20 protein-coding genes and 2 pseudogenes are annotated in these 22515 nt (G+C 41.9%); 9 read left to right on the top strand and 13 right to left on the bottom strand.

The annotated features are described in order from the left end of the window. Positions 1 to 12 precede the first annotated feature (12 nt). Positions 13 to 822 carry a formate/nitrite transporter family protein gene (locus tag HYG89_RS12075; protein WP_008303564.1) on the bottom strand — a complete coding sequence of 270 codons (810 nt, stop codon included), beginning with the start codon at positions 820 to 822 and terminating at the stop codon, positions 13 to 15. Positions 823 to 1105: 283 nt separating this feature from the next. Here HYG89_RS12075 and cynS point away from each other — a divergent pair, with 283 nt between their 5' ends. After that, entirely contained in the window at positions 1106 to 1555 is a 450-nt protein-coding gene (gene cynS / locus HYG89_RS12070; protein WP_096902358.1) for a cyanase, read from the top strand. Positions 1556 to 1602: 47 nt separating this feature from the next. Here cynS and HYG89_RS16035 read toward each other — a convergent pair. From HYG89_RS16035 to nirB, 5 genes and pseudogenes are all read right to left on the bottom strand, one after another. Next, positions 1603 to 1844, bottom strand: a pseudogene (locus tag HYG89_RS16035) (integrase core domain-containing protein); the annotation flags it as partial. After that, positions 1835 to 2059, bottom strand: a complete 225-nt coding sequence (locus tag HYG89_RS12060) for a molybdopterin dinucleotide binding domain-containing protein (RefSeq protein ID WP_096902357.1) — start codon at positions 2057 to 2059, stop codon at positions 1835 to 1837. The pseudogene HYG89_RS16035 and the gene HYG89_RS12060, both read right to left, overlap by 10 nt. A 2-nt stretch (positions 2060 to 2061) precedes the next feature. Beyond that, a pseudogene (locus tag HYG89_RS12055) lies at positions 2062 to 2987 on the bottom strand (molybdopterin-dependent oxidoreductase); the annotation flags it as partial. 180 nt (positions 2988 to 3167) lie between these two features. After that, entirely contained in the window at positions 3168 to 4778 is a 1611-nt protein-coding gene (gene nirD, locus HYG89_RS12050) for a nitrite reductase small subunit NirD (RefSeq protein ID WP_178867726.1), read from the bottom strand. Positions 4779 to 4802: 24 nt separating this feature from the next. Continuing rightward, positions 4803 to 7349: a nitrite reductase large subunit NirB gene (gene nirB / locus HYG89_RS12045; RefSeq protein WP_218644959.1), complete on the bottom strand. Its 2547-nt coding sequence runs from the start codon at positions 7347 to 7349 to the stop codon at positions 4803 to 4805. A gap of 503 nt (positions 7350 to 7852) precedes the next feature. On the opposite strand from nirB, the gene HYG89_RS12040 reads away from it, so the two are divergent. After that, on the top strand, positions 7853 to 8431 hold the full coding sequence (locus tag HYG89_RS12040) for an ANTAR domain-containing response regulator (RefSeq protein WP_004280362.1): 579 nt from the start codon (positions 7853 to 7855) through the stop codon (positions 8429 to 8431). 10 nt (positions 8432 to 8441) lie between these two features. Then, positions 8442 to 9446 (top strand): CmpA/NrtA family ABC transporter substrate-binding protein, encoded by a 1005-nt coding sequence (locus HYG89_RS12035; protein WP_178867724.1) that lies wholly within the window; start codon positions 8442 to 8444, stop codon positions 9444 to 9446. A gap of 187 nt (positions 9447 to 9633) precedes the next feature. On the opposite strand, the gene HYG89_RS12030 is transcribed toward HYG89_RS12035, so the two are convergent. From HYG89_RS12030 to HYG89_RS12020, 3 genes are all read right to left on the bottom strand, one after another. Continuing rightward, entirely contained in the window at positions 9634 to 9798 is a 165-nt protein-coding gene (locus tag HYG89_RS12030; RefSeq protein WP_178867722.1) for a hypothetical protein, read from the bottom strand. 294 nt (positions 9799 to 10092) lie between these two features. Next, positions 10093 to 11280: a phosphotransferase enzyme family protein gene (locus HYG89_RS12025; protein ID WP_178867720.1), complete on the bottom strand. Its 1188-nt coding sequence runs from the start codon at positions 11278 to 11280 to the stop codon at positions 10093 to 10095. A gap of 400 nt (positions 11281 to 11680) precedes the next feature. Next, complete coding sequence (locus HYG89_RS12020) at positions 11681 to 11980, bottom strand: hypothetical protein (RefSeq protein ID WP_178867718.1); 300 nt, start codon at positions 11978 to 11980, stop codon at positions 11681 to 11683. A gap of 198 nt (positions 11981 to 12178) precedes the next feature. Here HYG89_RS12020 and umuD point away from each other — a divergent pair, with 198 nt between their 5' ends. The 4 genes from umuD (at position 12179) to HYG89_RS12000 (ending at position 14863) form a co-directional block, all read left to right on the top strand. After that, positions 12179 to 12793 carry a translesion error-prone DNA polymerase V autoproteolytic subunit gene (gene umuD / locus HYG89_RS12015; protein ID WP_178867716.1) on the top strand — a complete coding sequence of 205 codons (615 nt, stop codon included), beginning with the start codon at positions 12179 to 12181 and terminating at the stop codon, positions 12791 to 12793. A 43-nt stretch (positions 12794 to 12836) separates the two neighbouring features. Further along, positions 12837 to 14132: a Y-family DNA polymerase gene (locus HYG89_RS12010; RefSeq protein WP_167846009.1), complete on the top strand. Its 1296-nt coding sequence runs from the start codon at positions 12837 to 12839 to the stop codon at positions 14130 to 14132. 111 nt (positions 14133 to 14243) lie between these two features. Beyond that, a complete protein-coding gene (locus tag HYG89_RS12005) occupies positions 14244 to 14552 on the top strand; it encodes a transcriptional regulator (RefSeq protein ID WP_096902348.1) in 309 nt (102 codons plus the stop codon). After that, complete coding sequence (locus tag HYG89_RS12000) at positions 14549 to 14863, top strand: DNA-binding transcriptional regulator (protein WP_004973819.1); 315 nt, start codon at positions 14549 to 14551, stop codon at positions 14861 to 14863. Before HYG89_RS12005 ends, HYG89_RS12000 begins: the two co-directional genes overlap by 4 nt. Positions 14864 to 15043: 180 nt before the next feature. Here the strand turns inward: HYG89_RS12000 and HYG89_RS11995 are convergent, their stop codons facing one another. Then, entirely contained in the window at positions 15044 to 17251 is a 2208-nt protein-coding gene (locus tag HYG89_RS11995) for an OsmC domain/YcaO domain-containing protein (RefSeq protein WP_178867714.1), read from the bottom strand. 293 nt (positions 17252 to 17544) lie between these two features. On the opposite strand from HYG89_RS11995, the gene HYG89_RS11990 reads away from it, so the two are divergent. Then, on the top strand, positions 17545 to 17892 hold the full coding sequence (locus tag HYG89_RS11990) for a carboxymuconolactone decarboxylase family protein (RefSeq protein WP_004973824.1): 348 nt from the start codon (positions 17545 to 17547) through the stop codon (positions 17890 to 17892). Between the two features lie 30 nt (positions 17893 to 17922). Next, a complete protein-coding gene (locus HYG89_RS11985) occupies positions 17923 to 18552 on the top strand; it encodes a class I SAM-dependent methyltransferase (RefSeq protein ID WP_178867712.1) in 630 nt (209 codons plus the stop codon). 109 nt (positions 18553 to 18661) lie between these two features. On the opposite strand, the gene dsbG is transcribed toward HYG89_RS11985, so the two are convergent. From dsbG to dsbD, 3 genes are read right to left on the bottom strand one after another with little or no spacing between them, the layout of a single operon-like run. Beyond that, positions 18662 to 19420: a thiol:disulfide interchange protein DsbG gene (dsbG, locus tag HYG89_RS11980; protein ID WP_178867710.1), complete on the bottom strand. Its 759-nt coding sequence runs from the start codon at positions 19418 to 19420 to the stop codon at positions 18662 to 18664. A 60-nt stretch (positions 19421 to 19480) separates the two neighbouring features. Next, complete coding sequence (locus HYG89_RS11975) at positions 19481 to 20311, bottom strand: TlpA disulfide reductase family protein (RefSeq protein WP_104851946.1); 831 nt, start codon at positions 20309 to 20311, stop codon at positions 19481 to 19483. After that, a complete protein-coding gene (gene dsbD, locus HYG89_RS11970) occupies positions 20308 to 22371 on the bottom strand; it encodes a protein-disulfide reductase DsbD (RefSeq protein WP_131261988.1) in 2064 nt (687 codons plus the stop codon). The genes HYG89_RS11975 and dsbD overlap by 4 nt, the downstream gene beginning before the upstream one ends. Between the last annotated feature and the right edge of the window lie 144 nt (positions 22372 to 22515).

Here is a 22515-nt window from a genome sequence, read left to right as displayed (position 1 = left end):
AAATGATGAATGTTAAAATTCTTTTTTAACACCAGTACGGACATGGGTGGTATAAAGTGCCAGACCTGTTAATGCCAAACCACCCACCAGATTACCTAAAGCAACCGGCAGTTCATTCCATAGGAAGTAGTCAGCAATCGAGAAGTCACCGCCCATCATCATGGCAAATGGGAACAGGAACATGTTCACGACAGAGTGCTCAAAGCCCATGGCAAAGAACAGCATAATTGGCATCCACATGGCAATAAATTTGCCACTCACCGTAGTAGACATCATCGCGCCAATGACACCTAATGACACCATCCAGTTACACAGCATGCCACGGATAAAAATAGTCATCCAGCCGGCGAATCCGTATTCGGCATAACCTAATGTCCGCTCCTCGCCAATATGCGCAATTTTTACGCCGACAGGGTTTGGATCCGCTGCAAAACCCATGGTATAAACCGCTGCCATGAGCACCGCAACGACTAAACAGCCTGTAAAGTTCCCTACAAACACCAAGCCCCAGTTTTTTAGAATACGTCCCCATGTCACCCCTGGGCGTTTATCTAGCCATGCCAGCGGCGTAAGTACAAACACCCCAGTTAATAGGTCATAGCCCAATAAATACAACATACAAAAACCAACTGGAAACAGGAGCGCACCAATCAATGGTGATCCTGTTTGCACGGCTATGGTAATGGCAAATACCGCTGCCAAGGCCAGAATGGCCCCTGCCATAAAGGCACGAATCAATACATCACGGGTTGCCATATGCAATTTGGATTCACCCGCATCTACCACTTTTTTTGCAAACTCTGCAGGAGCAAGATATGCCATGTTGTCGTCCTCTTTTTCAATATACAAACCTGTTTTTAAAAAAAAGACGCCTAAGATCAATGAAGACCTTAGGCGCCGTTGCCTTAAATGCTTGAACAGTTAAAGGTGAATGGCGTCATTGCCATATATCTCAAAGTACAAGCAAAAGCTATGCCATAAAAAATTATTAATCTTTTAATTATTCACTGTCTTATTGAGCATAAATTTTAAAATGATGATTGGCATGATATCTGCATCATCTACTCCGCATAACAATTTGTTTAAGAATCATTTGGAGAGGATTATGATTACCCATCGTCAACAAGTAACTGACATGATCATTTCAGCGAAAGTTTTAAAATCAATTAAATGGTCAGATGTCGCCAAAGAAATAGAACTTTCTAAAGAATGGGTAACCGCTGCATGTTTAGGTCAGATGGCTTTTAATAAAGAGCAGGCAGAAAAAATCGGTCAGATTTTTGGCTTAAGTAATGAAGCTGTTGCATGGCTACAAATCGTGCCATACAAAGGTTCATTGCCGACCAGCGTGCCTACTGATCCCTTAATTTATCGCTGGTATGAAGTAGTGAGTGTTTATGGTTCGACCATTAAAGAACTGATTCATGAAGAATTCGGAGATGGGATCATGAGTGCTATTGATTTTAGTATGGATATCCAACGCGAAGAAAATCCGAATGGTGACCGGGTAAATGTCGTATTGTCTGGCAAGTTTTTACCTTATAAAACCTATTAATTTGTCTTGTCCTGAAATAGATTGACAGTATTCCACTTCAAACCGAGTTAAGCAATTAGCTCAGTTTTAGTTTGCTCATACGTCTGATTCGGGGTGTTCATATTTAAACTTAAATGTGGTCTATAGCAATTATAAATCATGATAGATTCCGCAATTAAGTGATCTAACTCCTTCATGGTTTGACATCGTGTAGTTAAAACTCCTGCTTTAATATTCCATTAATCCGCTCTGCTAATGCATTTTGGTATGAGAAACACTGTTTCGCAAGTGCGCCATCTGTCATAGAAGGACATACCCCATAATGGCGTAATGCCACCTTTCACAAAGCAACAACGCTTCAGAAGTTGATACGTTGTGCAGGCCATTACATTGTCCCCATTCAGAACGAACTTCGACCAGCTCACCATCCTGAATCCCGTATTTCAATGCATCATTCGAATGAATTTCACAATACGGTTCGGCACGATGTGTACTGAGATGGGCAGATAATCCAGTGCAGCTCATAGCAGGCTCATGATTTTTTCGGTCTGGGCAAATTTCTGAAAAATAAGGTTAATTTTTCAATAGTAATCCCGGTTCGTTGAGCCACGCTTTCAATCGATGACTCTGTCGAGCTGCTGGCAAGCGCCTGCTCCAGACCTTGAGTATGTTGGGTAACAAAATCCAGATCGGCATGACCATTTTGCTGAAGATACTGCAACAAACCATTAAACAGCGCGACATCCTGACCCGGTAAAATCGGCAAGTGTAAGTCTGCCGCTTCACAGGTTGCAGTAAAGCGCGGGTCAATCACCACCACAAATAAATCCCGCTCTTCTTTAGCTTTCATAATGCGCTGATAAAGCACCGGATGGCACCAGGCGGTATTGGAACCCACCAAGACCACCATTTCTGTCTGCTCAAAATCTGTGTAGCTGGCCGGTACCAAGTCTTCGCCGAAAGCCCGTTTATGTGCCGCCACAGCAGAAGACATACACAGTCTTGAATTGGTATCAATATTGGCAGTACCCAGATAGCCTTTTACAAACTTGTTCACCACATAATAGTCTTCAGTCAAAAGCTGGCCGGAGACATAAAAGGCGATGCTGTCACGTCCATACTGATCAATACATTGCTGAAATTTATTGGCAATACTTGAAATGGCATGATCCCAAGTGCTTATTTGCCGCTGCTCTTTTCGACCTGTTATCGGATGTAGAAGCCGGGTTTTTAAGCCAAGTGTATCGGCAAGATGACTGCCTTTAATACACAACTTGCCCAAGTTCGCAGGATGCTGAACATCGCCTTCAATCTGAACCTTTTCACCCATCGAGGTTTGGCTTACGTGCGCGATGACACCACAGCCTACTCCACAATAAGGACAGGTCGTCTGAGTGGTTTTTATTTGGGATTCAGTAGAGCTATGTAGTTCCATAACCGGAATACTATTCATTGCTGCTGCGCTCCTTAATCATCCAAATTCACTTGTTTCACCAAAACGCTGATATCTAGCTTTTACAGGTTTGATTTAAATTTTTTCTATGTCTCAAAAGCTTTAATCCTCACCAACCCTCCTTTAATAAAGGAGAGAGGTTCCCCTCTTGTTTAAAGAGGGGTTGGGAGATTGATCCGATTACCCTGCCTTTTTTAATGCAAAATCCCGACCAAAAAGCAGTTTGCTGCGGATATTACTAATCGGTGTCTGATCTGCAATCAGTTCTGCATACCAAGCTCCATCTTCGGTATCGCCAAATAGCACCGCACCAATGACCTTGTCCTGCTGGATAATGATCCGTTTATAGATTTGACGTTTTTCATCATTCAGCACGATATCTTCAAAATCATCCTGAGGTTCAAAATTTCCGGCCGAGAAGACATCACATCCACTGACCTTGAGTTGGGTCGGAACAGTCGGTGCCTTAAAGGTCAGTCGGCCATGTTCAGCCAGATGCGTCGCACAGATAAAGGCTTGTCCCCATAAGGGTTCAACCAATCCAAAAGTCTGACCACGATGCTCAATACATTCACCCACTGCATAAATACTCGGGTCATAGGTTTGCATGGTGTCATTCACCAGTACTCCACGATTGCAGCGCAAGCCAGCCTGTTCAGCCAGAGTTTTATTTGGTCGAATCCCGACGGCAAAAACTACCAAATCAGCATCCAGCACTGTCCCGTCTTTTAAACGCAGTTGAGTCACGTGGCCGTCTATACCGAGCAGCTCTTCGGTGTTGGCTTCAGTGATGATTCGGATGCCTTTATCTTCAATTGATTTTTTCAGCATTTGACTGGCTTTCATATCCAGTTGACGATCCATAATACGGTCCATCAGATGCAGCACAGTTACATTCATCCCCTGCTGCTTCAGTCCATAAGCTGCTTCTAGACCCAGCAACCCACCTCCAATCACGACGGCGTTTTGCTTGGTTTTGCAGTAATCCAGCATGCGGTTAACATCCTGAATATCCCGGAAGCTAATCACGCCTTCAAGTTCAGCACCCGGAATAGGTGGCATGAAGGGTTTGGAACCAGTAGCGAGAATCAGACGATCATAAGCAACGACTTCGCCTTTTTGGGTGTGGACCTGTTTACGCGAACGGTCGATAGCGATGGCAGCATCCCCAGCAATGAATCGAATGCCTTTTTCAGCATACCAGTCGGCTGAATGCAGCATAATTTCGGCAAAGCTTTTCTCACCAGACAATACCGGTGACAACATGATCCGGTTGTAATTGCCCCATGGCTCCTCCCCAATCACGGTAATGTCATAACGATCTGGCGCCATATCCAGCAAGTCTTCCAGACAACGCATACCCGCCAGCCCATTTCCGACCAGTACCAGTTTTAAGCGCTCTGTGTTTTGACCATTACTGGAAATATAAGTTTTTTGTGGAGTCGGACTCACCAGAACTTTGCCATTTTCAATTCGGGTTGGAAATACCAGTAATTTCTGCTCTTGTTCTTCCAGACAACGACCGGTCACCAGACTGAAATGCTGCTTATAAATTGGGGATGCGACTACACGCTCACCTTGCAGATCACCCAGAATGCCACGTGCCATGACATTGGCCAGACTAAACGGATCCTGATTGCTGAGTGCATAAACCCGCTGTTCCTGACCCACGCGAAAAATTGCAATCTGCTGATCTTCAATCAGGGCTGCCACACCGGTATTCGGAGTGATCTCATCCAGATTGCAGACTTCGTACCAGTTCAGTTCGTTCATGTCTTTTAAAATTGTCATTTTCATTCTCCCTGACTGTGGTATTTAGGCTTCAACCACTGGAATACGGTTTAAATCACGTTCAGCTTCTGTCTTTGGACGAATCTGGCCACGTACAGGCGCAAACTGAATATGCGGGTCATTCTGCTCGGCTACTTTGGCATTAATAAAAGTCTTAAAGCGTTTGCGCACTTCAGGATCTTCAATCGCAGTGCGCCATTCATCCTGATAAGTGCCAATCACATGCTGCATACGGCTTTCCAGTTCAGCGGCAATGCCGAGCGAATCATGCACAATGACATCTTTCAGATAGTCCAGCCCACCTTCCATATTGTCACGCCATACGCTGGTGCGTTGCAGACGATCTGCTGTCTGGATATAGAACATAAAGAAGCGGTCGATATATTTGATCAGTGTGGAAGTATCCAGATCCGAGGCAAGTAGTTCAGCATGGCGCGGTTTCATACCGCCATTGCCACATACATATAGATTCCAGCCTTTTTCGGTGGCAATGACACCGACATCCTTGCTCTGTGCTTCTGCACATTCACGGGTACAGCCAGATACTGCCATTTTGGTTTTATGTGGTGAACGCAGGCCTTTATAACGATTCTCCAGGAAAATCGCCAAGCCGACAGAATCATCGACTCCGAAACGGCACCAGGTACTGCCCACACAAGATTTCACCGTACGTAAGGATTTGCCGTAGGCATGTCCGGACTCGAAACCGGCATTGATCAGTTTTTCCCAGATTTCAGGCAGCTGATGTACCTGTGCACCAAACATGTCAATTCGTTGTCCGCCTGTGATTTTGGTATATAGACCATAATCTTTGGCGATCTGACCGATGGTAATCAGGCCATCCGGGGTAATTTCGCCGCCTGCCACACGTGGCACAATCGAATAAGAACCATCTTTCTGGATATTGCCGAGATAGTAGTCGTTGCTATCCTGCAAACCGGCATGGCTAGGTTTTAGGACAAAGTCATTCCAACAGGATGCCAGAATATTGGCTACAGTCGGTTTACAGATATCACAGCCCATGCCGTGCCCATGTTGCTGAATCAGGTCAGAGAATGTCTTGATCTCATACACGCGTACCAGGTGATACAGTTCCTGACGTGAATAGGCAAAGTGTTCACACAGGTGATTGTTCACCGTGACACCCTGACGCTGTAATTCAGATTTGAGAACCTGCGTTACCAGTGGCGCACAGCCACCGCACGCTGTTGCAGCCTGCGTGCATTTTTTCAATGCACCCAATGAAGTTGCACCGCCATCAATGGCTGAACAGATATCAGCTTTAGAAACGTTATTACATGAACAGATGGTCGCACTGTCAGGCAATAAATCGATGCCACTGCCACCTGATTTGGAGGTTGACTGATCAAAGCCCGGCATGATCAGGCTTTCCGGTTGCTCCGGTACAGCCAGACCATTCAGCATCATTTGTAGAAGATCACTATATTCTTTGGCACATCCCACCAGCACCGCGCCCAGCAGTTTGGTCTTATCTGCTGACACCACGATTTTTTTATAAATCTGCGCAGCTTCATCAGCATAGAAATAGCTCAAGACACCAGGGGACATGGCGTGTGCATCACCAATAGAAGCAACATCCACGCCCATCAGTTTGAGCTTGGTACTCATGTCTGCACCAGCGAATGCATGACTTTCTTGGCCCAGGACATGTTTTGCCGCGATACGCGCCATGTCATAGCCCGGTGCAACCAGACCATAAATTTTATTATCCCAAAGTGCACATTCACCAATGGCATAAATATCCGGATGTGAGGTCTGACAATAATCATTAATGATGATGCCGCCACGCTCACCAATCAACAGACCGCTCTGGCGCGCCACTTCATCACGCGGACGAATACCGGCCGAGAACAGGATGATATCGGTTTCAAGTACCGAACCATCTCCGAACTTCATTACATGCTGAGCGCTGTCACCATCTTCAATGCTTGATGTGGCCTTTTGAGTATGTACCTTGACACCCAGGTCTTCAATTTTAGAGCGCAGTACCCGGCCGCCCAGATCATCAATCTGCACCGCCATCAGACGCGGAGCAAATTCTACGACATGGGTTTCCAGATTCAGATCTCGCAGGGCTTTCGCTGCTTCCAGCCCTAGCAAGCCGCCGCCAATCACTACGCCAGTTTTGGCATTCAGACTGGCTGCACGAATGGCATCCAGATCTTCAATGGTACGATAAACAAAGCAATTCTGACGGTCATTGCCCGGGATTGGTGGCACAAAGGCATAAGAACCGGTAGCGAGAATCAACTTGTCAAAACTCAGCACATCACCCTGGCTGGTGGTGACGGTTTTATGGAGCTGATCAATTTCAACCGCTTTAGTATTAAGTCGCAAATCAATGCCATAAGCATCGGCAAAATCACTACGACACAGACTCAGATCCTTGACCGACTTGCCGCTGAAATATTCGGTCAAATGTACCCGGTCATAAGCTAAATGTGGCTCTTCTGCCAAAATGGTCAGCTCAATGTCATCACCGGCCTGTTCCAGTACAGATTCGATGAATTTATGCCCCACCATGCCATGCCCAATCATGAGAATTTTCATATCTGCACTCCAACTATTGTTTTTTTAAAGATGATAAAAAGCCGCATATCACGTCTAGGCATTGATATGTCTGCTGATTGAATATGTTGTAAATACCGCAACCCAGCGCTTTGTAATGCTGCAGGAAGGGTTGAAACGCTTGTGCGTTTTGTATTGCTGAACAACTGACCATGTCATTTATCCTGTGCTGAACGAAATACCAATCACACTCCTTGAAAGTGCAATTACGATCAGAACGGACATCGTTGGCCGTTGTTAGTATTGAAAGTCATCTTTGACGATTTAATAAATGCAGAAACCGTGCCAACTTTTTTAATAGAAAAATGCCTTGTTTCAGGCAGATGATCTACCTAAACGCTTCATTTTGATCAGCCATCAGCTGAAATCCCTAAAGCTATGCACTAAATTGAACAGAAAAACGAAATTTTATGCACCAATTTAATGGCATGTTTTTTGCTTTACTCCTGCTTGAATATTCCTTAGGCCTTACTTGAAAATATTCCATGTCCAAATTACGAATTGCTCTTATTGATGATGATCTGGAGCGCGCCCAATTCATCCAGGAATCCTTACTTTCACATGATTTTCAGGTGGTGGCCTGTTTAATCCTGAATGACCTGAATATGGTACATGTTAAGGGTATTCATGCAGATGTGATCCTGCTGAATATGGATCATCCGCATCGGGATATTATTGAAAGCTGTGTCAGCCAATATGAACTTCCGACCGTGCTGTTTACCCAGAACTCCAATAAAGACACCATCAAAAGTGCGATTGATGCCGGAATCACGGCTTATATTGTCGATGGTATTGATCCCACCAAACTAGAAAGCATTCTGGAAATTTCAATTGAACAATTCCGCAAACATAAAAAGCTGCTGAATGATTTAAAAGAAACCCAGGACAAACTGATTGACCGTAAAGATATCGATAAAGCCAAAGCGTTGCTCATCCAGCTGCATGCATTAACGGAAGAGCAAGCTTTTGCTTTATTGCGTAAAAATGCCATGAGTCACCGGATTACCATTGGTGAAATGGCCAGACGCTTACTGGATGCACAGAAGCTGTTATTGGGCCAATAAGGAAAAGCATATGTCCACATTAGAAAAAACTGAACTCAATATTGGCTATATTCCTTTACTTGATTGTGTTGCCATTCTCTGGGCCGAAAAACAGGGGTATTTTGCTGAGCAAGGATTAACCATCAATTTAATCCGTGAAGCCTCCTGGTCTAGTTTGCGTGACCGTCTGGCCTATGGCTTTCTGGATGCTGCACATTGCTTGTCTGCCATGCTGCCCGCTGCTGCCCTGGGTACAGACCAGTTACAGGTGGCTTTGCAAACCCCTCTAGTACTGAGCGTGAATCAGGCTTTTATTAGCCTGCGCCAGGATTTGTGCTATGAACTCGGCATCCAGCCTGGGGATGATGAACAGAATACCTCAAAGAAACTGGTACAGGCTTTACAACAGAATCATTCCATCAATCTGGCCTATGTTTATAAATATTCGATTCACCATTACTGTTTAAAAGAATGGCTGGCGCTGACTGATCCACAACTGGCCAAGAATATCCAGCTGATGACCTCTCCACCGCCTTCCATGGTAAAAGGAATCGCAGAACAGGTATTTGATGGCTTTTGCGTGGGAGAACCCTGGAATATTCAGGCCAAACTTGAAGGCTATAGTTTTATCGTCGCGGCAAGCCAGAATGTCATTCCAAAAGTTGCCGATAAAGTCTTGGCCATGACCCAGGAATGGGCAGAACAGCATCCATTTACTGTAGAGGCAGTGGTCAAGGCAGTACAAAAAGCGCAGGATGATTTAAAGCAGTGCAGTGATTTATCAGAAGTATGGGACATGCTGGTAGACTATCAGATTATTCAGTTTGAATGTTCCGCCCAGCGGCATGTCTATGACTTTTACAAGATTAAGAATATCATCCGGAATTTTGGTGGGGAAAGTGCCGAACCGAAAGTCGATGATTTTATCTGGCTCCTGCAGCAGATGGATAAATGGGAAAATATTGAAATGACCGCAGCCAAAAAAAAACAGATTGCGCAATCCTGTATTTATCAGCAAGAAGTGACCGTTGTTTAAAATATTATCTATTCTCATAAAAAAAGACCCAGAAAAATTTTGGGTCTTTTAGATTTAACGTTTTATTTAGCTGAATGCCTGTTGTAAACCCAGTACGGTTCAGTTAGCATTAACACTTAGGTTGTCAGTGAATTGATGTTGTGTAATAGCCCCCAATTAAAACGGACACTTCTCAATTAAGACCTAGTCAATTGTGGTTGAACTGTGTAATCGCTTGAGATGGAGAATGACGTTCATCCTGCTTTTCAGCAGTTATAGTGATGATTGGCAGTTGAAATATTTCTAAATGTACTCCTGTTCCAGCAGCAGAGCTATGTTGTACATTCAAACCATAAATTAAATTGATCGACAATCGCATCTGCAGTAATAACATAAATAGAGGCAGGCGCTTTTTGTAAACAATCTGTACGCAAACCCTCAGTCTTTACTGTAAAACTAAAATACGGCGTGGTTTCATTGGCTGTGATGACAATCGTATCAAATTATTGAATACCATTTTCTGCATCAACCCAAGGTACCCAACACAGCGATGACAGAATGAAGATTTTTAAAGGCGCAGTGAATATATTCTGTTTGAATTTACAATTGTACATACAAAATCTTGCATTAAAAAAGTGGTGATGCTTGAGGCATTTAGTTGTACAGATTATGACAATTCGCGTTGAAGTAATCGAGTAAAAGTCTGGGTAAATTGCTGTCCTTGCTCTGTAAAAAACCAATTTACATGTCCAACAATCCAATCATAATAAGCAGCATCGGCATGTTTCAGGTTTTGGGTAATCCCGACAAAATATTCAAGTTCTGAAAATGCGAAATCCAAATGCACAATTTTTAGCAGTTCTGGCAAAATACTAAAGTCTTGTTGTGGGTGTATTTCTGCACAATACGCTTGTAAAAACGCGCTTAAACCCGCTTCATCAACATTAATTTGTGACGTATGTTCTAAAGCCAGCCAATCTATAAAGTTACGCTCAATCGTTATCGCAAGGTCATACAGCGCTGAATTTCGATCCGATAAGCCAAAATCAATCACCGCTGTAATATTGGCATCGGCACCTTGCGTAGACCAAAACAAATTGGAAGCATGCAAATCATTATGCGTCCAAATTTTAGTCGCCTGCTGCAATACATGCTTAATTTTACGATGCGTCTGGAATATGCGCTCTAAAAAAACAGCATCTAAGTTTTTATCGGCAAAATAACGACTCAATTCAGGGCTATTATCAATACGTTGCTGAATAGCCGTTACAATACTTTCACTTTCTAAAAGCTGCTGATTCGAGACCAAATAACGAGTCGATCTGCCGTGTAACTCAGGAAAATCCTGCATGGCGATATGCAGTTTCGCAAGCAAACTCCCCACTTTAGCGGCATGTTCTGTATAGAAAAAAGGCGTCCACGATTGCTGATCGATATATAAATCAAAGCCAGCTGCTTTTTCATAAACCTCATAAGTCCAATCGCCCACTTCTAAAGCGGTTTGTCCGCAATTAGAGCTAATTAATGTCGCAACAGGAATATTTTTACTGGCTAAATGTTGCAGGAAGGCATGCTCTTGTAAAATATCTTGGGCACGACGAAATGAACGATGGCTACGCTTAATAAAATATGAGTGAAGATTTGTTTGGCCTGTACTGGCTAAAGCCTGCATGACTTCAACCAACACTGCCGAAGAAAATGGGCGTGGACTACACCACAGAATCTGAACACTCCCTTGCAAACATGGATAATAAGGTTGCAGGTGGTGTAATTCTGGAACTGTAATATGAACCCAATCTTTATTTTCCCAGTCACTGCCCATGCCATGACCTAAATTAGGTGTGATTGTGGTCATTTTCAATATTCCTTAACCTAATCAGCATTGTGTAAATCTAATCAGCATTGTGTAGTCATATATTCCCCGTCATCCATCTCCAACAATTATTTTTAGATGGATGCAGAGCTATTTAATTAACGGTCTTAGCTTGTCGCAAATGTAAATTCACTTTATCTACAATCTGATCTAAACCCTAAACCAGTGTAATAAGCAGCCTCACTCACAAAAGACATAATATTTTGTGTGACTTGAGGCAAATTATAATCTGCATACCATGATAATGAGTTCACTTGTATTTCACGTTTAGCTTGTAAAATCACGAATCTTTTTTCAACCAAGCCTGCAAATTTTCACCTATATAGGCATCATAAAAAATATTATCGGTCAGATGAAATCTTTTATCATGTAGGAAAATAAGTCACGCTATTTTCTTCTGGCTCATAATTAAAAAAAGCGTCGTGGTCAGATGAAATTCAACCAGAAAATGACGTTTTAAACGATGATTTTGATATTCTGCTTTGACTTTAATCGGGCAACTGATTTGCGCAAAGTCAATTTCATGTTCAGTATTTTGCTTAAAACATTCAGCCAAAGACCAGCCCTGATGTTTAATGAAATCTTGCATCAAAAACTCAGGTTCAAGTTGTGCATTGATGAATCCCAACAGCAAAGATTCAACTTTTTCATTCGATAAATAAATATCTTCAACAACATGCACGCCAATCTTTAAATATGCTGCTGCAATAGAAAAATCCCAACCTAAAGGATTGTGTTTGTATAGCTATGTAATCGTAGAGTGTTATCTATATCTAGCAATCAAGCATGCAGGCAGATTGAATCTTATTCACATTTTCAGCTATGCTATCAACACATCAAATTTCACTTCAAACACGCCTCGTTGCGTAGGAGTAATCTCATGTCTAAGAAGTTACCTATTTACTTCTCTGATGCTGCTTGGGCGTCATTACAAAAAATCATGGGTATGGATGGTAAGCCTAGCCCAACCTTGAATGCCATTCTAGAACAGATAGAATTGCTGAAAGAATATGACTTTCAGCCTGTTTGCAAACGTACCGTTTTACCGCTTCCGGTTGCTGTCGAATCCATTCCTGCAGGTTTTCCTTCACCTGCTCAAGACTATATTGATAAAAATATTGATTTGAATGAATATCTCATTTCCAATGAAAATGCGACCTTTTTAAATGTGGTACGCACCACCTCTATGGTAAACGCAGGGCTTGAATACGGCGATATTGTATTGGTAGATCGTAGCAAAGAAGCCAAACACCGCAGCATTGTGGTTGCATTAATCGACCAAAAAGACCTGACTATTAAACGCCTGATGATTACAGCCAAAATGTCCAAAAGTGAATTGGCTGAACATTTTGGTGAAGACTACGACCCTGCCACTTTGCCCGAAGCTTGGCTCAAGGCAGAAAGCCCCGACTACGACAGCATTTACCTGAAAGATGGGCAAACTTTTGAAGTGTTTGCTGTGGTCACGTGGAATTTGAAAAACCTGATGGTTTAAACACCACAATAATGCATAAAAAAGCCGAATAAGTAAAATAGTCATGAAAGCTTTAGAGCAAGTTTTTGCGCTCATTGACATTAATAATTGTTATGTGAGCTGTGAGCGGTTGTTTCAACCACACCTGAATCATCGTCCTGTGGTGGTGCTTTCCAATAACGATGGCTGCGTGGTGTCACGTTCCGAAGAAGCCAAACGACTTGGCATTAAAATGGCTGTGCCCTTTTACCAAGTTCAAGAATTAATTCAACAACATGATGTTGCGGTCTTTTCAAGTAATTATGCGCTCTATGCAGAAATGTCCAGACGTTTTAATAATATTATTCAAGAATTTGTCAGTGCCAAAGATGTTGAAATTTATTCGATTGATGAAACTTTTATTGAGTTGAGTTCATATTCTCAGCGCGATTTAAACGCACTCGCACAGGAAATTAAAACAACCTTGTGGAAATGGCTGGCTCTCCCTGTTTGTGTCGGTATTGGTCAAAGTAAAACTGAAGCCAAACTGGCCAATCATCTTGCCAAGCGAAACCGCTATTTCAACGGCGTATGTAATTTACTGGATATGGATTTATGCAGCAAAGAAGCCTTGTTTCAACACATTGATGCCGCTGAAGTCTGGGGTGTGGGACGCAAAAACGCTAAAAAATTACAATCATTGGGTATCCGTTCTGTATTTGATCTAGCAACAAGCAATCCAGACCAAATGGAGCGCCAATTTTCTATTTTGATGAAAAAAACCATTCTTGAACTCACAGGTACAGCATGTATTGAACTGGAGCACAATACCGTAAGTAAGCAGCAAATCATCAGCTCACGTTCTTTTGGGCAGCGTGTAACAGATATTCATGCGCTTTCAGAAGCTTTGAGCGATTATTTACAATCTGCTGTGCAAAGGCTCAGAGCTGAAAAAAGTTTATGTGGTTGTATGATCATTTTTGCGCAATCTAACCGTTTTGATCCGCGCCAAGTTTTTTACAATCAATCGGTCACTATTGCTTTCAATGAGCCAACAGATTCTGCTTTGCTCATGAACAAAGCCATGATGAAGCATGTGACAACGCTATTTCAGGAAGGGATTGCCTTTAAAAAATGTGGTGTGATTTTAACGGGACTTGAACCCAAACAAAGCTATATTCACGACCTGCTTACAGATACTGACGCCATTGAAAAACAGGAACAATTACAGCAAGTGTTGGATACCGTGAAAAATAAATTTGGTGTGCAAAAACTCGCCATTGGAGCATGTAAATTGCAAGATCGAACTTGGGCGATGCAGCGCAGCCATTTAAGCCCGAATTATTTTAGCTGGGAAGGTTTATTGGCGCTTGGTGATTAGCAGTGATTTGATTGGGCTAAAAAAGCTCACAATATGAGACCTAATTTAATGCTTAAAAGTACTACAAAGTAGTATACAATTAAACACTACAAAGTAGTATAAAGGTGTTTGATGTATACCATCTGTGAGACTACTTTTTTTACCAATGAATATCCCTACTATTGGACTGAAGAACAATACAATGACTTTAAAATTTTCATTGCCGAGAACCCTACAGCAGGAGATGTAGAACCTGGTACTGGCGGCGTTCGTAAAATTCGATGGGGTGGAAAGAGTAAAGGTAAACAAGGTGGTGTTCGTGTAATTTATTACAACCGTTTAGCAAATGGCGAAATTTGGTTATTGACCTTATATAGTAAAGACACAATTACCCAACTTGAGAAAAAGACACTTAGACAATTAGCGGAGTTACTGAAATGAGTCGTTTATTAAGTGACAAAGAATTGGAAGCTCGAGAAGCAAAACGAGACTTAAATGTTGAATTATTAGAAGGCGTTAAACAAATGCTTGCTAATAACGCAGCAAGAAAAACTGTGATCAATGAAACAGATGTTGCTTTAGCACGAAGAAAGTCTGAACTCACTCAAGATCAATTTGCTAAAATTTTAGGTATCTCTAAACGTACATTGGAATCTTGGGAGCAAGGTGTTAGAAGACCTTCAGGAGCAGCTCAATCACTGATTAAATTGTTTATTTTAGATCCTCAATTTGTTCGTGACCATCTCGCTTAAATGAAATAGCCCTCAACAACGAGGGTTATTATTTTGCCTTTCCTATAGCAACAGCAAATCTTAGATAGCATTTGAAATGCAACACCATGTTGTTGCCATAATACCTGACTCGGACTTTTAAAGCCGAGTCTTTTTCTTGGACGGTGATTCAAATCAGAACAGCGTTCTACTTCTGCAAGATTAGTCTTTATTCAGCCCAACAAACTTGGCACGTGCTTTATGCAGTTTTTTGTAGCTGTCGATTAAACGTAAATGACGATCTAAACCTTCAAGCTGCATATTGGTTTCGGTTAGACCATAGAAACGTACTGTGCCTTCAACAGAACCCATGACTGCATCTATACGTTCATTGCCAAACATACGGCGGAAATTGACCTCATAATCGGCAATATCCATTTCATCATCTAAAATAACTTCAAGCACGACATTCATACATTGATAGAACAAGCCACGTTCTACGGTATTGGTGTTGTATTGTAAGAATGCTTCGACTAAATCTTTCGCTTCTTCAAACTGTTCTAATGCCAAATAAATCAACAATTTTAATTCGAGGATAGTGAGCTGCCCCCAAACGGTATTGTCATCAAATTCAATGCCAATTAAGGTTTTGATTTCGGTATAGTCATCTAGCTCACATTCTTCCAAACGCTCAACTAAAGCTTCAAGTTGCTCATCATCCAAACGGTGCAGATTTAAAATGTCTTCACGGTACAGCAAAGCTTTATTGGTATTATCCCAAATCAGGTCTTCTACCAAATACACTTCTGAATAATCAGGGACTAATATTCGGCAAGCAGTTGCACCTAAATGTTCATAAATCGCCATATAGGATTCTTTGCCCATTTCTTCTAAAATCGCAAATAAAGCCTCAGCTTCTTCGACATTGCTATATTGACCATTGTTGGTGAAATCCCACTCTACAAATTCATGGTCTGCCTGCGCACTAAAGAAACGCCAAGACACTACACCACTTGAATCAATAAAGTGTTCAACATAGTTATTCGGCTCAGTTACCGCATTCGTGCTAAAGGTCGGCTGAGGTAAATCATTTAAACCTTCAAAACTACGCCCTTGCAATAACTCAGTTAAGCTACGCTCTAAAGCGACTTTAAAGTTTGGATGCGCACCAAATGACGCAAAGACACCGCCTGTGCGTGGGTTCATTAAGGTCACACACATGACAGGGAATTGACCGCCTAAAGACGCATCTTTCACCAATACTGGAAAACCTTGTTCTTCTAAAGCCTGAATACCTGCCACAATGCTTGGATATTTTGCCAAAATTTCTTGCGGTACATCAGGCAGACTCATTTCTTCCTGAATAATTTCACGCTTCACTGCACGTTCAAAAATTTCAGATAAACACTGTACTTGCGCTTCTGCCAGCGTGTTGCCTGCACTCATCCCGTTACTTAAATATAAGTTTTCAATTAAATTTGATGGGAAATATACGGTCTCGCCATCTGACTGACGGACAAAAGGCAATGAACAAATACCACGTTCGGTATTGCCTGAGTTGGTGTCATATAGATGTGTGCCCAGCAACTCATCTTCAGGATCATAAATTTCTAAGCAATATTCATCTAAAATTTCTTTAGGCAATTCACCATTTGGGCCAGGCTTAAACCATTTTTCATTTGGATAATGCACAAATTCGGCATTGGCAATCTCTTCACCCCAGAACTGATCGTTATAGAAGAAGTTACAGTTCAAACGTTCAATGAATTCACCCAAAGCAGATGCTAATGCACTTTCTTTGGTTGCGCCTTTACCATTGGTAAAACACATTGGCGATTGCGCATTACGAATATGTAATGACCAGACATTTGGCACGATATTACGCCATGAGGCAATCTCAATTTTCATGCCCAAACCTGCCAAAATACCTGACATATTGGCAATGGTTTCTTCAAGCGGTAAATCTTTACCTGCAATAAAGGTCGCTTGAGATGAAGTCAAGTTCGGCATCAGCAAAGCTTGTGCATCGGCATCAATGCTTTCGACTTGCTCAATCACAAACTCAGGGCCTGTTTGCACGACTTTCTTTACGGTACAACGGTCAATAGAACGTAAAATCCCCTGACGGTCTTTTTCAGAAATATCTGCAGGCAATTCCACCTGAATTTTAAAAATCTGCTTATAGCGGTTTTCAGGATCGACAATATTGTTTTGAGATAAGCGGATATTATCGGTTGGAATATCACGTGATTGGCAATAAACCTTCACGAAATACGCAGCACACAATGCAGATGACGCAAGGAAATAATCAAATGGGCCTGGCGCAGAACCATCGCCTTTATAACGGATGGGCTGATCGGCAATGACGGTAAAATCGTCAAATTTAGCTTCAAGACGCAAGTTGTCTAAATAATTGACTTTAATTTCCATGCAGGCACCTATTGTATGTGCCTACTCAGACACAAAATTATAAAATATTGATTTATAAGCCGAATCAAGAGGGAGAATAAGACTTAAAAATGAGGTTTGAAGTCATCGCAACGGTATAATAGCGACTCCAGAATATGCGACAACATTATAAAGTGATTTAGGTGAATTGATAATGCTATAAATACAGATTTACTGAATTTAAGCAAAGCTGCTAATTAATACATATAAACATAATATATTTAAATATATGTTATATTATCTTTAGGTTCTAATCTGCTTGATGGTGAAACAACATGAAATATACCGAACTCACTGCTGAAATTTCGTCTAATATCAAATCCATTAAAGAACAATCTCCCGATTTACTTAAAAGTTTTAATGCCCTGTCACAAGTTGCGATGAAAGATGGCGTAATTGATGCCAAAACCAAAGAATTTATTGCACTGGCAATTGGCGTAGCACAACGCTGTGATGGTTGTATCGGTTTTCACGTCAGAACTTTGGTCAAAATGGGTATGACTTTTGAAGAATTGAATGAAATTTTAGGTATTGCTGTTTATATGGGCGGTGGCCCATCACTCATGTATGCCGCAAACGCCGTGGCAGCATTTAAAGAGTTTTCTCCATCTACAGCCGAATAACAGCATCAAATTATTTACCGAGTCGAAACTATGTCAAATATCCATAATGAATGGGATGAACGCTATAGCCAACATGACCATATTTATGGTGAACAAGCCAATGCGTTCATTCAGGACATTACGCAAAAACTGCCTATTCACGGCAAAACTTTGGGCTTGGCCGAAGGTGAAGGTCGTAACTTGTTATATTTGGCAGCTGTGGCACAAGCCAATGAGCAAGCATTTGAAGCAGATTTGTGGGACTACTCGCAAGTTGCTTTAGATAAGGCCCAAGGCTATGCACAGCAACGTGGTTTAAGTTTAAATACACGAAAGCAAGATTTAAGTCAGGTGAATTGGCCAGCGAATCAATATGACAACGTGATTTGTGTATTTGGTCACTTTAACCCTGAAACACAGCAAAAAGTGTTAAATGGCGTGCGCGAAACTTTGGTCAACGGCGGTTTATTTGTTGGTGAGCTGTATTCTACTCGTCAGCTAGAATATAAAACGGGCGGCCCACGTGCAGTAGAAATGCTGTACGATCCTATCGAGTTTTTAAGCCATTTTAAACACGATCATCTGATTCATTTCTTTGTGGGCGATGTAGAACGCTCAGAAGGCAAACTGCATCAGGGCAAATCCCACGTCATTCAATTTGCGATTCGTATTCAGAAATAAAAGACTGAATCTTTTACATCAAAAAGCTTGCTCCAATGCAATTAGAGCAAGCTTTTTTGCGCTTTAGATTTGAATATTCAGTTAGATATTTGCTCGGAAATTTTTAAAATCACTCAAACACATCTTTCATAGATTTTGGCATTCCTTGTACCGACTGTAATTCGCCCTGTTTATTTTTCCAAAGCACAACAGGTGTAGCAAAGAACTCGTATTTATCCATCAGTGCCTGATTCTGTTCTAAGGTTTTTTCTACATGTACAGGCACATTTTTTTGTTCAATTAATTTCTTTTGACCGTATTGACGATGAAACTCATTAAAGGTCTGCTGTGGGTTTTTCGCCATTAATAAAGTCGCGGCCTGCCCTTTGCTTTCAGGTCGGATCACCGCCACAATAATATGTCTTAACTGAACTTTGCCAGATTCTACCCACGGACGTGCCTGCTTCCAAAAGGTATGACAATACGGACAATTCGGGTCTGAAAACACATAGACAATTTTTTCAGCACTGGTTTGCCCATCCTGAATCCAAGTAGCGTGTTCCAGACTTTGCCACACATCTTCAAGTACCGACTTTTTCACATAACGGTCTAAGGCATCAACTGTTAAATTATTGCCTTGTGCATCAAACAAAGTGCCTACAATATAGTATTTCTGATCATTGGAAATAAACACTGTCGCAGGACTTTGTTCAATATGCCCTGCCCAACCTGTCATTTGTTCAGGTGCCTGAATTTGCTGCACAAACTTAAAACCTTCTTTTTCAATGTGCTGTTTGAGGTTGTCCTGTGCTTGCAGCATAGTCACACTACTGGCAAGACTCATACCTATCGCCAGTTTCAGCATGTTATTTTTGATGTTTGATGTCATATTGATTGTCCTTAATTTTGGCTTCACGGCGGGTTTTCTTTCAAATCGTTAAGAGCGCATTTATGGATTCGCTTGTATTTTTTTCAGATAATGCTGCAGCATCGGCTTGGTCAATTCACCCATGTGATGATCGACCAATTCTCCTTGTGCATTAAAAAACAAAGTACTTGGCAAACCGAACATATTGAAGTGTTGTCCTAAACGAGCTGCAGGGTCTAATAACACGTGTTCAAACTGAAATCGATGTTTCTGTAAATAGGCTTGAATCTCTGCTGCAAATTCGCCTTGATTGGCAAATACAAAATTGACCTCAGGGAAATCTTGCTGTGCTTGTTGCATAACAGGCATTTCACGATGACAAACTGGACACCAAGTCGCCCAGAGATTAATCACCGTGGGCTGCCCTGAAAATTGAGCTAAATCTTGAGGTTGTTGCGCTAGGTTGTGCAATACTAGATTGGGATAGGCATGCTGCGTCTGCAAAGGTTGGATAAGACTCCAACCTACAACTTGTACTGTAATAAAGAGCGCAACTGCCCATGCCAGAACAACACGTTGAATAGCGCGATTTTTCCAGACAAACCACGCCACACCTGCCATAACTGCGGCAATCAGATGAAAGCCTTTGTCCTGAATTTTTAAAATATCAATCGGGTTGGCAAAGTACAGCTCATAATGCTGCAACACAAAAACTGCCCGCCCAACTAAAGCACCAATCCACAGCGCATTCCATAATGCATCCTGATAACCTGTCCAAGTCTGTGCATTCCATGTATAACGACGCTGAAAAAATTTACCCATTGCAAAGACGACAATCAGTCCTAGCAATAAAAACACCAATGGCCATGGAATCATCAACATGCCTAACTGCAAGACTGCGGATTGAATCATGGCGCAGCCTCTTGCAGTTGATGAATATTTTGAATCAATTGCGCTGCGTTATAAGCACCTGTTAGACGCAATTCACGTTGTTCCCGTTGTGGATCTGCCAAAAATAACAACGTTGGCGGCCCTAAAATCTGCCATTTTTTCAATAAGGCATCTTGTGAAGGATGCTGTTCGGTTAAGTCGAGTTTAATCCGCACCACATGCTTTAAAGCATCTTGCACATCGGTACGAGGAATCACATCACGCTCAATCGGCTGACACGCCACACACCAATCGGCATAGACATCAATCACAATCTTTTGATGAGCATGTGCGGCCAAAGCTGCATTCAACTCTTGTTCTGTGCGTACTTTGATCCATGGCTGTAATTGGTCTGCTTGTACCTGCGCATTGACACTGGCAATACTCTGATTGACATGCCAAATTCCACTACTGGCGATTACTGCCGCCAAAGCCAATAACGAAAAACGCTGTGGACGATGTAACACGTGGCGCAAAATTGCAATTAAATATGCAGCGAAGGCAAATAACACCACAGCAAAAGCAACATAGTACCAAGTCACAGAAAATAGCGGACGAGCAAAATACAAAGCCATTGCCAACATGATAAAACCAAAGCTAAATTTTAGCCGTTCCATCCACAAACCTGGCTTTGGCAAATATTTCGCGCCAAACACGCTGGCAATAAGTAAAGGAATCCCCATACCTAAACCGAGCAGGAATAAATATAAACCACCCAATGCTGCTTGATCCAAATGTGAGACGTACAGCAATGCTCCCGCTAAAGGCGCACTCATACATGGCCCGACAATCAGTGCAGAAATCACCCCCATAACGCCCGCACCCAATAAAGTACCGCCTTTTTGATATTGCTGAATACGATCTAAACGCTGTAACACTGCTTGTGGTAATGACAACTGATACAGTCCAAACAGGTTTAAAGCAAAGAGCACAAACAACATAGCAAAAACTGCAATCACTACGGGATTTTGGAACCAACGCTGTACGCTATAACCAATGTGTGACGCAACAACGCCCATCAAGCCATAGACTAGCGCCATACTGACGATAAAGGTGATCGCAATTGCTGCCGCTTTATAGCCTGTATTGCGCTGCACCAAAATGCCAGAAAGAATTGGAATCAGCGGCAATGAACACGGTAAAAAAGCCAGTAATACCCCAAAACCTAAAAAGATAAACGCATTCAGTAACAACCCTTGCCCAGACAATAAATTCAGGAAAAATTGATCATTGTTCCATTGCTGATTCAGACTCGTACTACTGGCTGTTTCCGTATTGCTTGAATTGGCTGATGCAGCGAATGTATTGTCTGTCAATGCCGTATCTGTATTTTCAATCTCTAAGGAATTTGCTAAATCAACGTTTTCTACTGATTCAGGGGTAAGTTTAGGATCAGCTTGTGTTACAGCAACCGCATTTTCAGCAAGCTGTGCTTTGTTTTCTAGCGTTTGCTGTTCAAGTTTGAGTTCTTTTGTCGTTACAGTATTTGCAGTTGTCGTAACTTGTTTTTGTGTACTAGAACCATTGGCTTGATGCTTATCTGCATCATTTAAGTTAGTGTTTAAAGCAGCCTGATTATTCTGATTGAGTTGCTGAAGTAAATTACCTTTGCCCGCACTTAAATTATGCTGTGGCAATAAACCATCGGCATCGGTTTGAATCGTTTTACGCTGTACGGGATAACACAAACCATCTTCAGCGCAGCCTTGCCAAGTAATTTGATATTGCTGATTAGGCTTCACCTGAATCTGTGTTGTCACTTGCCCATAATGCACACGTGTCAGCCCGAAAGTCGGATCATCTTTTTCCTGCCCTGCAGGCAATTTAAAAGCAAGCGGCTTTTGAGCCTGACTGACTTTGAATTGATCGTGATATAAATAGTAATGCGGTGCGACATCCCATTTCAGTTCAACCGTTTGTTCAGACAATGACGTCGCCTGAAACTTAAAAGCTTGATCGGACGCTAAAAATTCATTGGCAGCATTGACCCACACCGCACACAGACTCAACACAAAATAAGCAATGACGCGAATAAAAATCATGTATTTATACTAAAAATTAAAAAACTGACTGTATTATCGGTAAGTGTAGATTAAGAGAACATTAATAAAGATTTTTCTTTGTAAACTTGAGCATTGTAGGTGCCTAATCTAAATTTGTGGCGTGATCGAGATGTGTCATATATT

It is taken from the genome of Acinetobacter sp. SwsAc5, from assembly GCF_013391485.1.
Lineage (GTDB): Bacteria > Pseudomonadota > Gammaproteobacteria > Pseudomonadales > Moraxellaceae > Acinetobacter > Acinetobacter towneri.
Note: the sequence above shows the minus strand (reverse complement) of the source record. Positions and strands in the feature narration are given on the sequence as shown.